Genomic DNA, 15,602 nt, shown 5'->3' on the forward strand with positions numbered 1-15,602 from the left:
ATACTTCAAACCTGTTAAAAAAAGCCCTCAGTGGGCTCTTTTAAATTTTATTAATGGTGAGTGATGTGCGATCAAACCAATTCTCTACCAAAGCTTCATCTTGAATTAAAAAGTCGCCTTTTTTCGACTCATGTTTTAGATACACCAAAACGGATTGAAAATCTGCTCGACTAATCAATAGTTCTTGAGCACTTATCGTGACATGCTCGCCAGATTTCAAATGAGTGATTCGTTCAGAGATGTTGTTTAAAAAATTCATGGTGATACTTTCCTCATGTCCGTCAAATCGCAGAGAGCATTTAAATCACATTCATGGTGTGACAAATATGTTTCATTTTGATGACACTAAGCATCCACCGTTCGAGCCTCTAAGAGGGTAGAGATGTATTTTTTAAAATAAGTTCGATCTCTTCTTTTGCTGCTGCTTGGAGTTTTGATTTAAAAATTTGTACGGCATCTTCAATCATGGTTTCAGCTTCAAGCTCGAGACGTAAACGAATCGTATCTAAATCTTGATGAATTGATAAATGCGCAGAAGAGTTTCCTGAAAAGTCCCGATGGGGTGTAGTCACTTTTTGGTATTTTTCAGTATATTCATCGATTTCTGCATCAATCACTTGTCGTAACTGTACGAGCGAATCGGTTTGTTGTTGAAATTTAAGATATTCATCTTGTAGAAGCTTTTGATTATAAGCCTCTTGCAGTGCACGTTTTTCTGCTAATGATTTTTCTAAAGCCAATTGCTTACGAATACGAGCTTCTTCAATTAATCGTGCTTTTTCATCCGCATAAGCCTGTTCAACCTTTAATTGAGCCACTTGCTGGGCACGATTATCATGGTCTAGCCATTGCTCTGGTTGAGTTTGAGGTTCGAGTAAATCACTGATGCGATTAAGGTCGTCGATAAAAGCTTGGCGAACCGCTTCTGGCGCTTTCAACCAACGTTTTTTAAAATCTTGACCGACATTAATGGCCACCGTGATTCTCCTTTTTCCAATGACAACGCGCTAAAGTTTATGTGTTTGAGGTGAGATACCTAATTTTCGATAGGTTTTATATTTCTCTCGTCCAATTTCTTTGGCAGCTTCGTTGTTTTCAATAATTTCGATAATGTGACTGAAACGTGAAGGATCTTCAAGTGCATGAATGTGAAAGTTAAACACGATCCATTCCTGAGTTTCAGGGAGCTTAGACGAAATACAAATAGCTGCTGATTGATCATCAATGCCATGTGTCAAAAAACTCTGTGGATCGAAACTCCAAAGTAAATCATCGAGTTCGTTTTGAATGCTCAATTCTGGACAATGAATCCATATTTTTGCAGGGTGACGCAGAATTTTTCGACATAAACGACAGGCACTTTGGACCTGTCGTTCTGGACTCTTTTCAAATAAGTAGAAGCTGATTTTAGACATTAATTTACGCGATTTGCGAGAAATTGAACCAATAATGGAACTGGGCGACCAGTTGCACCTTTTGCTGCGCCAGATGTCCAAGCTGTACCAGCAACATCTAAATGTGCCCAACGATATTCACGTGTGAAGCGTTGCAAGAAACAAGCAGCTGTAACAGCACCAGCTTTTGGACCACCAATATTGGCAATATCAGCAAATGGAGAGTCAAGCTGTTCTTGGTAGTCATCATAGACAGGCATACGCCATACACGGTCAAAGGATTGTTCACCAGCTTGAGAAAGTTCATGTGCCAGTTCATCATCTGGTGTGAACATACCTGTTAAAACAGAGCCTAAAGCAACAACACAAGCGCCTGTTAATGTTGCGATATCAATCACAAGTTCTGGGTTAAAGCGTTTGACATAGGTCAGCGTGTCACAGAGGACTAAGCGACCTTCGGCATCTGTATTTAGAATTTCAACAGTTTGACCACTCATCGTGGTGACGATATCACCTGGTCGAGTTGCATGACCTGATGGCATGTTCTCAGCCGCCGCAATTGCACCTACAACATGAATCGGAAGGCGAGCTTCACAGAGTGAGCGCATGGTTCCTAAAACTGAAGCTGCACCACCCATATCGTATTTCATTTCATCCATGCCTAAACCTGGTTTTAATGAAATACCACCCGTATCGAAAGTGATTCCTTTACCCACGAGGACGATAGGAGCTTGTTCAAGTTGACCTTGATATTCAAGAGTAATGATACGTCCAGGGCGATCTGAACCTTTGCTGACTGCAAGAAATGCATTCATGCCAAGATCAGCAATTTGCTGTTCATCTAGCACGGTTACTTTCAATAAATCTGGGAATTCTGCTGCCAATGCAATTGCATGATCCGCTAAATATTCAGGAAAACAAATATTTCCTGGACGATTTGCTAAATCACGTGCAACGTTTTGACCGCTTTCAATTGCTTGAATTAAGTTGAGTTGATTTGACGTTAGCGTAGAGTTTGATGCAATTAGATGAACTTGTTCGAGTATAAAGTCATTTTTTTTCGACTTAAACTCGTCAAAAGCATAAGCAGATTGAGTGAGTTTAAGTGCAAATAAGTAGTGTAATTCATTCGGCAAAGCTGAAATATCAACACTGATTTGTTTGAATTTTTTTTGTGAAGCTTTGATAATAGTTTGTGCAATTTTTGCTAATTTTGCAGCTTTAACTTCTTGTGCATTACCTAAGCCAAGTAAAATGCTATTCGGTTGATTTTCAATTTGACCCAATAACGATAAAGACTCATTGAAACCTGCTTTGAATTGAGCTGCTTCAGTTAGGCTGTCTAAATTGTTGATTTGATAGTTGCTTTTAACTGCATGGGTGTTTTCAGAGTCGACTAAAATAACCAAATGTTGGCTTTCTGAAATTTGTGCTAATGATGTATTAATTGAAAGTTTCATATGCTTGTTGTGTGCCTATTGAGACCGTTTAAATCATTAAACCATTGAAACACTACCAATGATAGAATTTCAATGAGGTTTTATATTTTTAACATTCGGGTAAACTAGCGCTAGCCGATTTAACCTAATTTTGGAAGATTACTTTGATTATAAGACGTTACCTCGTCAAACAAGTGGTATCTACCTCTGTGGTTGTGATTTCATTGCTTACACTCATCATGTTGGGTGGGCGTTTGATCAAGTATTTTGGCGTGGCAGCTCAGGGTCGAATGGATGCAAGTATTTTATTTAGCATCATTGGCTACCGTCTTCCAGAATTTTTGACATTGATCTTACCTTTAGGTTTTTTCATTGGTCTCATGTTGGTGTTTGGCCGACTGTATGTAGATCATGAAATGGCGGTTCTCAATGGCAGTGGTGTTAGTCGTAATCAATTGGCTCGTTTATTGTTACCTCTCACAGCCATTTATTTGGCCATTCAAACGGTATTAATGGTATGGATGTCTCCATGGGGTATACGTGAATTTGAAAAGCTTACGACGACCCAAGCGGTTCGATCAGGCTTTGATTTGGTACGTCCAAAAGAGTTTATTTCCTCAGGTCCTTATACCATTTATGCTGGTGCACTTTCAGAAGATCGTAAAAACTTAAAAGAAATTTTCTTCTATCAGCGAGCAGATAAGCCTGAAAAACCTGACATCATGATTTTAGCGAAAGAAGCGACACGTGTTGAAATGGTCGGTGAAACAGCGAGTGTTGTTGATTTAACCCAAGGTCGCCGTTACGAAATTTATCAAGATAGTCCGAAATATAGTCATACTGAATTTGCTTCATATCGTTTGCGTCTTGAAAGTGATAAAGAGGCGAAATTTGAAAGTGGTGATGTAGAAGCGTTACCAATTTCGAAGTTAATTGAAACTCGTGAAGATCCTGTAGTAGCCAGTGAATTGGGCTGGAGAATATTTGTGCCATTTACATTGATTGTGGCATTGATGTTAGCAACGGCATTGTCTGAGGTTACTCCACGCCAAGGACGATATTTAAAATTATTTCCTGCACTCTTAATTTTTGCCAGTTTGATTGTGGCATTAATGGCGATTAAAACCAGAATTAGTAAAGATGAGATTGGTATTTGGGCTTATCCCGCTATCTTGATTGTTTATGCAGTGGGTGCTGCGATTTTCTCGCGTAAACAAAAACTAGCACCTAAGTTAAAAAAACGAATTGAGCAGGTGAAATCATAATGTTGGCACGTCGAATTGTCGCAAAACATGTGACGAAAACCACAGCGCTGGCGATGTTGGGTGCTACAGCGATTTTATCAGCCCTTCAAATTCTTTTTACCTATATGGGTGAATTAGGCAGCCTGAAAGAAGGATATGGAGCTTGGCAAGCGCTTATTCATGTTCTATGGGCTTCACCGCAATATTTATATGAAATTTTACCTATTTCAGCATTGATTGGTGCAGTGCTCGGTTTGGGTTCAATGGCTTCAAATAGTGAGCTGATTGTCATGCGCGCTTCAGGGATTAGCCTGTGGCGTATTGTGGGTTGGGTCATGCGCTCAGCAATGCTCTTGGTATTGCTTTCATTTTTACTCAGTGAATATGTTATTCCTTACACCAATGAGCGGGCGGAAAGTATTAAAGACCGTCGTTCTGTTGCTGAGCTTGGCGAAGTCAAAGGGTATTGGACTAGAGAAGGTCAACGATTTATTTATATTGACTATGCAAATGCGCAAGGGCAGTTACGTCAAGTTGAGATGATGGACTTTGATCAAGATTATCGTCTGAAGTCAGTCTTGACTGCGAATCAAGGTCAATTTGTACAAAATGGACAATGGTCTTTAATTGAAGCCAGTCAGATGGATATTTTTCCTGAAGGCTATTCGAGACTGATTCAAACTCCTCAGCAGGATGTTGCTTTAGCGCTTCAACCTAAATATGTTCATATGGTGACGATTGATCCTGAAGATTTAGCTCCAAGTCAATTGATCAGTTTTATGCGCTATATGGATGAATATAGTCAAGTTCCTAAAACGTATTTACTTGCATTCTGGCAAAAAGTGGCTTCGCCATTTGCATTGTTGGCACTTGTACTGATTGCTTGCTCATTTATTTTTGGCCCTTTACGTCAACAATCCATGGGATTTCGTTTAGTAATTGCGTTATTTGTAGGGCTTGGTTTTTACTACCTACAAGACTTCTTAGGGTACGCGAGTTTGGTGTATTCACCATCTCCCGCTTGGTTTGTTTTTCTGCCAATTGTGCTTATCTTTGCGGTAGGTAGCTATTTGCTATATCGAGCGCGCTAGAGAATTTTTAAATTGAAAAATAGATGGTCTAGATCAATCAAAGCCATCGTGTTCAGATAGAGTCTTAATGAAAAATTCGTTAAGATACGTTGATTAATTTGTAAACAGAAAAGAGTGTATATCATGACGGATGCAACTGCTGGCAAAATCCCTCACGTTTTAGTCATTATGGATGGTGTGGGTCATCGTGAAGCGGTCGAAGATAATGCTTTTCTTGCAGCGAAAACACCTAATTTAACTGCAATGAAACAGAATCATCCACATGGTCTGATTTCAGGTTCAGGTGAAGATGTTGGTCTTCCAGATGGCCAAATGGGGAATTCAGAAGTTGGTCATATGAATCTTGGTGCTGGACGCGTGTTGTATCAAGATTTCACTCGTATTACCAAAGATATCCGTACTGGTGATTTCTACAAACATGAAGTATTGGTTGATGCTGTAGAAAAAGCAAAAGAAAATCAAAAAGCAGTACATATTTTTGGATTGTTGTCTGAAGGTGGTGTTCACTCTCATGAAGACCACATTGTTGCTATGGCAGAGTTGGCACTAAAAAAAGGTGCTCAAGTCTATTTACATGCTTTCTTAGATGGTCGTGATACTCCGCCAAAAAGTGCACAGCCGTCTTTAGAGAAATTAGATGCACTATTTGCCCAATATCCAGGTCAGGGTCGAATCGCAACGATGATCGGTCGCTATTTCGCAATGGATCGTGACAATCGTTGGGATCGTGTCGAACAAGCATATCGTTTATTAACAGAAGGTGAGGCTGTTCGCGTAGTTGAATCTGCTGTGGAAGGTCTCGAACAAGCGTATGCTGCTGAAGAGTCAGATGAGTTTGTGAAAGCAACACGTATTGGGGATGTAGCCGCAGTACAAGATGGTGATGCTGTTGTTTTTATGAATTTCCGTGCAGATCGTGCTCGCGAATTGACAAAAGCATTTGTTGAACAAGGCTTCGATGGTTTCGAGCGTAAAGTTGTGCCTCAGCTTGCGAAATTTGTCATGTTAACGCGCTATCAAGCGACAATTAATGCGCCGGTGGCATATATGCCAGAACCGTTGGTCAATTCAATTGGTGAATACCTGTCTAATTTAGGTAAAACTCAATTACGTATCGCGGAAACTGAGAAATATGCCCATGTGACTTTCTTCTTCAGTGGTGGTCGTGAAGATGAGTATCCAGGTGAAAAACGTATTTTGATTCCATCACCAAATGTTGCAACCTATGATTTAAAACCAGAAATGAGTGCTTATGAAGTCACTGATGAGTTAGTGAATGCAATTAATTCAGGTGAATTTGACTTACTCGTTGTGAACTATGCAAATGGCGATATGGTTGGACATACAGGGGTATTCGATGCTGCCGTTAAAGCAGTAGAAGCAGTGGATGTCAGCTTAGGTCGTGTCTATGATGCAGTGATGGCGAAGAAAGGTCATATGTTGATCACTGCGGATCACGGTAATGTTGAACAAATGCAGGACTATGAAAGTGGTCAAGTCCATACTCAACATACAACTGAGCATGTGCCATTTATTTATGTAGGTCCAACTCAAGCAAAAATTGCAGAGGGTGGGGTGCTTGCAGACGTTGCACCGACATTATTGAATTTAATGCAGTTGCCTGTTCCTGCTGAAATGAAAGGTCGCAATTTAGTGACTTTAGTTTAAAAAATAAGAAGGAATTCAGTATGAATCCATTGTTATTCAAACTCATGTTAGGTCTAGCTTTAAGTTTGAATGGGGTTCATGCTTTCGCTGCTGGATCTAAGGGTCCAGCAGTTGATCCTTTAGAAGAAGACTGGTCATCAAACAGTTCAGAAGTTCCGATTGAATCTATACAGCAGTTTGTTCAGATTTACGGTACAGTAAAAGAAAACTATGTCACTGAAGTCACTGACGATCAGTTATTTTTACAAGCGATCCAAGGTTTGGTGAGTGGGCTAGATCGTTACTCTCGCTATTTATCTCCAGAAGATTATCGCCAACTCCTCAAATATACCGAGGAGGATTTAGCGAGTATCGATTTTGATCTTAGCTTTGATACCTCACGAGGTTTATGGCAGATCGAAAATTTAGATCCCGATAGTGACTCGGCAAAATTAGGATTGGCCAACGGCGTTACACTTTACAAAATTGATGGACAAGAGCTTAGATTGTTAAACCAAGATCAAGTCAAAGACTTGCTCAGCGGCTCGATTGGATCAACCATCAGTTTACAAAGATCACCGAACTCATCTCCAATTATTTTAGTGAGAAATCAAAAACTAGATGTTGCCGATATACAAGCACATATGCTGAGTAATCAAGTTTTACTATTAAAGGTGAAAGTTTTTCAGCAAGATACTGCGAATGAAATAAAACGTTATATCGATGAGCATCATAGCCAACAACTCAAAGCTGTTTTAATAGATCTAAGAAATAATCCGGGTGGATTATTATCTTCTGCTGTGGAAACGGCAGATTTATTTTTAAATCAGGGTTTGATTGTATCTACACGTAGCCGTTCAGAAGGTGATCAACAATTCCAAGCTTTACCTGGACATGAATTTACAGGGCTTAAAGTCGGAGTATTGATTAATCAACGTTCGGCTTCTGCAGCAGAAGTATTTACGGCAGCAATGAAAGATCATCAACGCGCCGTAATCATTGGTGAAAAGAGTTATGGTAAAGGTGTTGTGCAAAAACTCTTTCCACTTGAAAATGGTGCGGCACTACAAATGACAGTATCTCATTACTTAACACCCAATGGTGTCGAGATTGATGGGCAAGGCATAGCCCCTAATATCGAATATCCTTGGCCGCAGGATATGAAAGAAGAGGTTTACCTCCAACACGCAGCCGATTTGTTGTTAAGAAGCCGTTAAATATCATCAATATCGGGGTGATGCTAAGTTATTCATCTTCAGTATCTAAACCAAATTTTTTTAAACGATATCGTAATGAGCGGAATGTCATTCCTAATTTTTTGGCGGCTAGGGTTCTGTTCCAATGCGTTGAGTTTAACGCATTAATTAAAACTTCTTTTTCTACTTTCTCAAGGTATTGTTCTAATCCCTCTTCGGGCAAACCTTTGGGTGTCTGAGAAGGTAAATCAGTAGTTCCTTCAATTTGACTATTTGGTTGTTGTGCTAAAGGTGGGGATGTTAAGCCTAATGAAGGGCTTTTAACATGCTCGACGGCTATGAGCTTATCATCGCAAAGTGTAAGTGCACGCTCGATGATATTTTTAAGTTCGCGTACATTACCTGTAAATGGTTGTTGTTTAAGGAATTGTATCGCGTCTTGAGATAGTTGAGGGGCTTCAATACGCCATTCACTACTGATTTTATCAATAAAATGTTGAGCTAGAACGGGAATATCTTTGGGTCTATCGCGGAGTGGGGTAAGACGTAAATCCATCACATGAATTCTAAAAAATAGATCTTGTCTAAATTTGCCTTGCTGAACCAATTGCTCAAGATTTTGATGGCTTGCACTGACAATTCTAAAATCAACATCAAGCTCTTTATCACTGCCAATCGGACGTATTTTCTTTTCTTGAACTGCTCGTAGCAATTTAGCTTGCATGGCGAGTGAAAGCTCTGCAATTTCATCTAAAAATAATGTTCCACCATCAGCAGTTTGAATTAACCCTTGTTTGTCTTGGTCAGCACCCGAAAAACTCCCTTTGATATGACCAAATAATTCACTTTCCATCAGGTCTTCATTCATTGCACCACAATTGATCGCGACAAAGGCATGATCATGACGATTACTGAGTTGATGAATAAGATTCGCAACGATTTCCTTACCAGTCCCTGATTCACCTGTAATAAAGACGGGCGCTTGTGATCGAGCTATTTTTTTGATTGCCGTACGAAGCTGTTGAGTTTGTTCTGAGACACCAATCAGCAGTTGTTCCTCAAGCGGAAGCTGATTGAGATCATCATCCACTGCAGGGGTATGTAATGCTTTCTTAAGCAATTGATGCAAATGCTGTTGATTAATAGGCTTACTGACGAAATCGAAAGCGCCTGCTTTTAAAGCAGAGATTGCCAACTCCATATTGGCATAGGCGGTCAGTACCGCGATGGGCGTCTTCGGATAGTGCTGGGTGACGTATTTAACTAAATCGATGCCATTGCCATCTGGTAAATTGAAATCGGTGATACACGCATCGTATTTATATTCGCTTAGAAAACGTAGTGCTTGTTTCAAATGATGTGCCATATGCGTTTTAATGCCCATCCGAGAAAGGGTCATTTGCATCAACATACATAAATCAGGTTCATCATCGACTAAAAGTACTAAAGGTTGTTGCTTTACCATAACCTGATCTTATCCATCTAAACGTCTGTCTTATGGCATGTAATACGAAAACATGCACCTTGCTGTTCTTGTTCGATATAACTCAATTTTGCTTGGTTAGCTTCACAAATACTTTGTGATAAATATAATCCTAAACCAGTTCCATTGGTTTCAGTACTAAAAAATGGTTGAAATAATTGAGATAAATCATGTTGTTGGATGCCTTTGCCAAAATCGATAACATCAATAAAAATTTGATTTTCTGAACAACTGCTTCTGACAAAAATGTACTCTGCGGTCGGATCATTATGACGAATAGCATTACGAATTAAATTAATCAGAACTTGTCGCAGTTGGATTTCATCAAAATAAACTTCAAGATTAGCTTCAAGCTGTAATTGAATATGAGAACTGATATCTGCTAAATCTTGGTGAATAAGATCATGCATAAACTGTTCAAAATGAATTAGTACACCAGCAGTTTTTTTATTCTTTGCCATATCCAATGTGTCTTTGACGATTTTATCAATACGCTTTGCTTGCTTGGCAATCATTTGATTGAGCATACGTTTTTGTTCTTCATCCGAATCATCATTAAGTTCATTAGCTTGTACGATTGCCGCTAAAGGATTACGTATTTCATGTGCAATGCTGGCTGATAATTGACCAAGAGAAGCTAATTTCATTTGTTGAACTTTCTGATTAAGCTTTTGCGCATCTTCCAAAATTAATAGCGTGAGTGCTTGTTGAGGTGTAACCAGTTTTTGAACACGAATATCAACTGTATAGGATGATTGATGAGATTCAAACTGAAAGCGCTCTCCATGAGCAACCAATGTGTTTTTTAGAATTTCATAGAGATCTGGTTGGAAGTTGGCAAGATTATATTGTTCATGAGCGTACAGGGGCGAAATACCAAGTAAGGAATATGCAGCAGGATTGCAGACGATAATTTTACAGTGATCATCTAAGACCAGATAACCGACTTCGATTTGCTCAAGAATATAGCGATTAATATTTTGTAGTTTAAAGAGTTCATTGGCTTGATGTGTATTGACGGATTCGAGTACTTGAAACCGTTGTATTGATACTTGACCAATGCCATGAACCACAAAAAATAAAAAAGCAAGAAAGGCACTGTCACCAATATTATTTAGACTTTCAATGGAGAATAAACTGCCAAAAAACTGTTGATATACGACCCCAATCACCGCGACTAATGTGATGAATAAGGCTTGGTTTTTACTGAGTAAAAAGTTTGCTGCAAAGACGGAAATGACAAACAATAACCCAATTGCGATATTGGGACCACCGAGTGCAAAGGTAAGGGTATTTAGAAAGAGCAGGTCAACTGCAAATAAGGTGATAATTTGTTTAGAAATAGCTTGTGGTAAGTATTTTAAAACGATCGTTTGTACGATGCTACTTGCAACATAAAGGAGTAAAGCGTAAAAATAGATTGATTCATATTGATAAAAATAACGTTCAGAATCAATCGTCAGTAGGAATATGAGTGTTAAGCTTAAGGCGATAATGACACGATAACTTGAATATAGTGTTCCAAGACGGTAGATCGTTTGATAAATAGAAATTGAAGCAGCAGACGTCATTGGAATACTCAGATCAAATTAAGGTTTAATCAAACCATAACGAATTGCCAAATGAGTCAGTTTGACATCACTATCGATTCCTAATTTTTCAAATATACGATAGCGATAAGTATTCACTGTTTTTACGCTAACAAAAAGTTTGTCTGAAATTTCTTGGGCACTAATACAATTCACAACCATCATCGCGACTTGCATTTCACGTTCAGAAAGTGCGTCAAAAGGAGAGGTTTGTGTATCAGATAAATAAGAACTCGCAAGCTGTTCAGCAATATCTGCACTGAAGTATTTACCACCTTGCATGACTTTATTAATTGCACGCACCATTTCTGTGATCGGAGCTCCCTTCGTGATATAACCACGAGCCCCCGCTTTTAACAGTAGTGATGGATAGGGTTCTTCCGCTAGGCCACTGACGGCGAGAACTTTGGTGTCAGGTGCTGTTTGTAATAAACGGCGAGTGGTTTCTACGCCACCGATACCAGGCATATTCACATCGAGCAAGACGACATTAGGGTGGTGTTGACGAACAAGACTAATTGCTTCTTCACCGGACTCTGCTTGACCAATGACTTGAATATCTGCTTGATCTTCAAGCATACGACAAATACCTGTACGAACTAACTCATGGTCATCTACCACTAATACCGTGATCACAAACACCTCCTCTGAAATCTATTCTTACTTTTTTGTTACATGATGCAAAAATTGCTTGCATTGGACTAACAAAAATAGCAATGCTATTCCTAATCTTTACTAAAATACTGTGCATAATCACGTGGTTTAATATTAATCACGTTTGTACCTAAATGTAAGTCATATTTGAGGTGATTAGCAATGATGCAAAATGCCTCCGTAAGATGAGTAAGTTATCGTGAAAAAACAGAAATTAACGCTAATGCATGTGCTGACTACATCAGTACTACTCTCTATGAGCTCATTGAGCTTTGCAGAATTAATTAATCATGCTAATTCTGCACCGGGGCAGGCGAGTATCAGTTGGTCATCTGAAGATGCAAGCCAATTCTTAAATAATGATAGTGTCAAAGCTTCTACTTCCTCTTCAGAAGAGTATACACCTCAAGCAACGACCACGATTACAACAACAATTCGTAAATCTACAGGCCCTGCGACCTCAACATCACCAACTACGCAGATTCTTGATAACAGTCGCTATAGTAATCAACCTTCAGTGAACGCGCGTGCAGCGTTGGTCATGGATGCAAATACAGGTGAGGTCTTATTTAGTAAGAACACGAATACTGCTCTACCGATTGCGTCTGTTACAAAATTAATGACAGCTGTTGTGATTGCAGATGCACAATTAAATATGTCTGAAAATATTACACTGCAAAGCATTGATTTTGCAGGTGCGGGTGGTAAAAACTCAAGCTCGACATTGCGTGTAGGTGACACAATGAATCGTGCTGAAGCCTTATTATTCGCTTTAATGAAATCTGAAAACCCTGCAGCTGCGGCTTTGGCTCGAACATATCCAGGAGGTCGTGCGGCTTTCGTCTCTGCTATGAATAATAAAGCACGTGCCTTAGGGATGCATTCATCTAAATTTACTGAGTCTACAGGTCTAGATCCTCGTAATGTTGCTTCTGCGCGGGACTTGGGCATCTTGGTGAGTACCGCATCACAGTACGGTCTTATTCGTCAATTTTCTACGACGCCAACCTATGATTTTAACCTCGGTTATCGTGTGTTGAAATCGAACAATACGAACTCTCTCGTTCGTAACGGTGGCTGGAATATTAACATTTCAAAGACGGGATTTATTAATGAGGCTGGGCGTTGTGTGGTGATGCATACGACTTTGAATAATCGTCCAGCTGTAGTTGTGCTTTTAGGAGCAAGCAATACTCAAGCTCGTAATGATGATGCTGTTCGCTTAATGCGTTGGACCAGTCAGTTACCACGTGCGATCTAGACCATAAATAAAAAACCCTGCAGATGCAGGGTTTTTTATGATGCAATCTTACATATTAGACAAAATTGAATCGCGTACTTGATCCATCGTTGCATCAATTGAAAGCATGACTGCATCAGAACACTGTTTGATAGCAGTATCCGGATCTTTAAGACCATTACCTGTTACAGTACAAACAATGACTGAACCTTCAGCAATTTTGCCCGCTTTAATATCGCGGATTGCACCACCAATCGAAGCTGCAGAAGCAGGCTCAACAAATACACCTTCATACATAGAAAGCAAACGTTGAGCTTCTAAGATTTCAGCATCTGTTAATTCATCAAACCAACCTTGAGAGTCACGTACTACCGCTTTCGCATGGTTCCAGCTTTGTGGGTTACCAATACGGATTGCTGTTGCAACAGTTTCAGGGTTTTGAACAGGTGCACCACGTAAGAATGGTGCTGCGCCAGAAGCTTGATAGCCAACCATCGTCGGTAAACCTTCAGGTTTAGGACCAGTGAATTGATCAGTTTCAGCATCATAAATTACTTGCTCAAATTGATCCGCAGGTTGGTTTGCAACAGCTTCTGTATAACCCATCCAGTGTGCAGTGATGTTACCTGCGTTGCCTACTGGTAAGCAGTGATAGTCAGGTGCACGACCTAATTCATCAACGATTTCGTATGCAATCGTTTTTTGGCCTTGCAAACGGTAAGGGTTGATTGAGTTTACGATAGTTACAGGGGCTTGGTCAGCAACTTCTTTAACAAGGCGCATACCGTCATCGAAGTTACCACGAATTTGCATTGTGATCGCACCATACATCATTGCTTGAGCCATTTTACCCATTGCAATTTTGCCTTCTGGAATTAAAACGAATGCTTTAATACCAGCGCGAGCAGCATAAGCGGCAGCGGCAGCAGAGGTATTACCTGTAGATGCACAGATAATCGCTTTAGAGCCTTCTTCAACCGCTTTAGTGACTGCCATGGTCATACCACGGTCTTTAAATGAACCAGTCGGGTTTAAGCCTTCGTACTTCACATAAATTTCAACATTTTTGCCAATTAAACGTGGAATATTCGCAAGCTTAATCAGTGGTGTATTACCTTCGCCTAGGGAGATTGCACGAGTAGTTGCAGACACTGGTAAACGGTCGCGATAACGGTCAACTAAACCAGTGTAACGATTGGCATTAGACATGATGATGTTCCAATTGTGTGTAGAGCTGGAGAGGGCAGCAGTACCCTCTACCCGAGATGATTAATTATCAAGCGATTCTAAACGAATTCGTACAATTTCGCCATGGATGACGGGTAATGCTTGAATTTGTGAAAGCGCTTCATCCATTTTTGATTCAACAATAGGATCTGTCAGAATCACGATAGGAATAAGGTCTTTTAAGCGAGGTTGCTGCATAATGGCATCAATACTGATTCCTGCACGACTCAAGATCGTAGTAACTTCAGCAAGTACGCCTGTTTGATCTTCAGCATTAATACGGATGTAGTAACCCGTTGTCATTTCTTCACGACTTAGAATTGGTAAGTCTGTGAGTGCTTCAAATGCTAATTGTGGAATAGTTCCAGCACCGTCTTCAGTATAAGAAATGTCACGAACGATATCGACAACGTCAGCGACTACGGCAGAAGCAGTTGGACCAGCACCAGCACCAGCACCATAATATAAAGTTGGGCCGACTGCGTTCGCTTGTACGAGAACAGCATTTTTAACGCCGTTTACATTTGCGATCAACTGGTCATCTGGAATGAGCGTTGGGTGAACACGTAGTTCAATGCCTTTTTCTGCACGACGTGCAATACCTAAATGCTTAATACGGAAGCCAAGATCTTCGGCGTACTTCACATCTTGAGCAGTAACTTTGCCAATTCCTTCAGTAAAAACTTTATCAAATTGAAGTGGAATACCAAATGCACAAGATGCAAGAATGGTTAACTTGTGAGCAGCATCAATCCCTTCTACATCAAAGGTTGGATCTGCTTCAGCATAGCCAAGTTCTTGCGCTTCTTTCAAAACGTCCGCAAAAGCACGTCCTTTTTCACGCATTTCACTTAGGATAAAGTTGCCTGTACCATTAATGATGCCTGCAAGCCACTCGATTTTATTGGCAGCTAAGCCTTCACGAATTACTTTGATAATTGGAATACCGCCAGCAACAGCTGCTTCATAGGCGATCTGTACAGCATTGTCTTCAGCAAGTTTAAATAATTCGTTACCATGTTCAGCTAAAAGCGCCTTATTGGCAGTGACAACTTGTTTGCCATGAACAATTGCTTCTTTGATGACTTCATAAGCAGGGTGAATACCACCCATGACTTCAACAACAACATCAACATCAGGTTGACGAACGATATCAAGAAGGTCGGCACTTTGTTTAACTGAGTCTGGAAGATTTAAATCTGGGCGAGGGCGACGAGTACCCACATAAGTAATTTGAATTTCACGACCGGTGCGACGTCTAATTTCAGCAGCGTTTTCTTGTAATAGTTTAAGGGCACCACCACCTACGGTTCCTAGACCGAGTATTGCCAGACGAACTGGTTTCACGTCACACTCCAAAAAATATGTAAAATTTTATTGAACCTAGATCATAGCTAA

13 protein-coding genes and 2 pseudogenes are annotated in these 15,602 nt (G+C 40.0%); 5 read left to right on the plus strand and 10 right to left on the minus strand.

The genetic code is table 11. The features are described from left to right. Positions 1 to 40: 40 nt before the first annotated feature. The 4 genes from AC1M9D_RS07985 to AC1M9D_RS08000 all read right to left on the minus strand — a co-directional run bounded on the left by AC1M9D_RS07985 (position 41) and on the right by AC1M9D_RS08000 (position 2,854). On the minus strand, positions 41 to 259 hold the full coding sequence (locus AC1M9D_RS07985; RefSeq protein ID WP_481611905.1) for a hypothetical protein: 219 nt from the start codon (positions 257 to 259) through the stop codon (positions 41 to 43). Between the two features lie 109 nt (positions 260 to 368). Further along, positions 369 to 977 carry a cell division protein BlhA gene (gene blhA, locus AC1M9D_RS07990; protein WP_481611906.1) on the minus strand — a complete coding sequence of 203 codons (609 nt, stop codon included), beginning with the start codon at positions 975 to 977 and terminating at the stop codon, positions 369 to 371. 30 nt (positions 978 to 1,007) lie between these two features. Further along, positions 1,008 to 1,415: a DNA polymerase III subunit chi gene (locus AC1M9D_RS07995; RefSeq protein ID WP_092767347.1), complete on the minus strand. Its 408-nt coding sequence runs from the start codon at positions 1,413 to 1,415 to the stop codon at positions 1,008 to 1,010. Further along, on the minus strand, positions 1,415 to 2,854 hold the full coding sequence (locus tag AC1M9D_RS08000; RefSeq protein ID WP_481607880.1) for a leucyl aminopeptidase: 1,440 nt from the start codon (positions 2,852 to 2,854) through the stop codon (positions 1,415 to 1,417). The genes AC1M9D_RS07995 and AC1M9D_RS08000 overlap by 1 nt, the downstream gene beginning before the upstream one ends. 143 nt (positions 2,855 to 2,997) lie before the next feature. Between AC1M9D_RS08000 and lptF the strand changes: the two genes are divergently transcribed. From lptF to AC1M9D_RS08020, 4 genes are all read left to right on the plus strand, one after another. Further along, on the plus strand, positions 2,998 to 4,098 hold the full coding sequence (gene lptF, locus AC1M9D_RS08005; protein WP_035263893.1) for an LPS export ABC transporter permease LptF: 1,101 nt from the start codon (positions 2,998 to 3,000) through the stop codon (positions 4,096 to 4,098). Further along, the gene (gene lptG / locus AC1M9D_RS08010) at positions 4,098 to 5,168 is read left to right on the plus strand and encodes an LPS export ABC transporter permease LptG (protein ID WP_035263894.1); all 1,071 of its coding nucleotides are present in this window, start codon (positions 4,098 to 4,100) and stop codon (positions 5,166 to 5,168) included. Before lptF ends, lptG begins: the two co-directional genes overlap by 1 nt. Before the next feature lie 123 nt (positions 5,169 to 5,291). Next, positions 5,292 to 6,836 (plus strand): 2,3-bisphosphoglycerate-independent phosphoglycerate mutase, encoded by a 1,545-nt coding sequence (gene gpmI, locus AC1M9D_RS08015; RefSeq protein ID WP_092767340.1) that lies wholly within the window; start codon positions 5,292 to 5,294, stop codon positions 6,834 to 6,836. Positions 6,837 to 6,856: 20 nt separating this feature from the next. After that, on the plus strand, positions 6,857 to 8,032 hold the full coding sequence (locus AC1M9D_RS08020) for a S41 family peptidase (RefSeq protein WP_228143113.1): 1,176 nt from the start codon (positions 6,857 to 6,859) through the stop codon (positions 8,030 to 8,032). Between the two features lie 28 nt (positions 8,033 to 8,060). On the opposite strand, the pseudogene AC1M9D_RS08025 reads toward AC1M9D_RS08020, so the two are convergent. From AC1M9D_RS08025 to gacA, 4 genes and pseudogenes are all read right to left on the minus strand, one after another. Further along, positions 8,061 to 8,240 (minus strand): annotated as a pseudogene (locus AC1M9D_RS08025) (helix-turn-helix domain-containing protein); the annotation flags it as partial. Positions 8,241 to 8,347: 107 nt separating this feature from the next. Further along, a pseudogene (locus tag AC1M9D_RS08030) lies at positions 8,348 to 9,476 on the minus strand (sigma-54-dependent transcriptional regulator); the annotation flags it as partial. Between the two features lie 17 nt (positions 9,477 to 9,493). After that, positions 9,494 to 11,065, minus strand: a complete 1,572-nt coding sequence (locus tag AC1M9D_RS08035; RefSeq protein ID WP_481611907.1) for a sensor histidine kinase — start codon at positions 11,063 to 11,065, stop codon at positions 9,494 to 9,496. Positions 11,066 to 11,083: 18 nt separating this feature from the next. Then, complete coding sequence (gene gacA, locus AC1M9D_RS08040) at positions 11,084 to 11,719, minus strand: response regulator transcription factor GacA (protein ID WP_092767334.1); 636 nt, start codon at positions 11,717 to 11,719, stop codon at positions 11,084 to 11,086. Positions 11,720 to 11,936: 217 nt separating this feature from the next. Between gacA and AC1M9D_RS08045 the strand changes: the two genes are divergently transcribed. Next, the gene (locus AC1M9D_RS08045) at positions 11,937 to 12,998 is read left to right on the plus strand and encodes a serine hydrolase (RefSeq protein ID WP_180028165.1); all 1,062 of its coding nucleotides are present in this window, start codon (positions 11,937 to 11,939) and stop codon (positions 12,996 to 12,998) included. Between the two features lie 48 nt (positions 12,999 to 13,046). Here AC1M9D_RS08045 and thrC read toward each other — a convergent pair whose 3' ends face one another. Further along, on the minus strand, positions 13,047 to 14,186 hold the full coding sequence (thrC, locus tag AC1M9D_RS08050) for a threonine synthase (protein WP_092767330.1): 1,140 nt from the start codon (positions 14,184 to 14,186) through the stop codon (positions 13,047 to 13,049). A 60-nt stretch (positions 14,187 to 14,246) separates the two neighbouring features. Next, positions 14,247 to 15,551, minus strand: coding sequence for a homoserine dehydrogenase (locus AC1M9D_RS08055; protein WP_035263907.1), 1,305 nt, complete (start codon positions 15,549 to 15,551; stop codon positions 14,247 to 14,249). Positions 15,552 to 15,602: the final 51 nt, after the last annotated feature.

The organism is Acinetobacter sp. ANC_7682, from assembly GCF_056779795.1.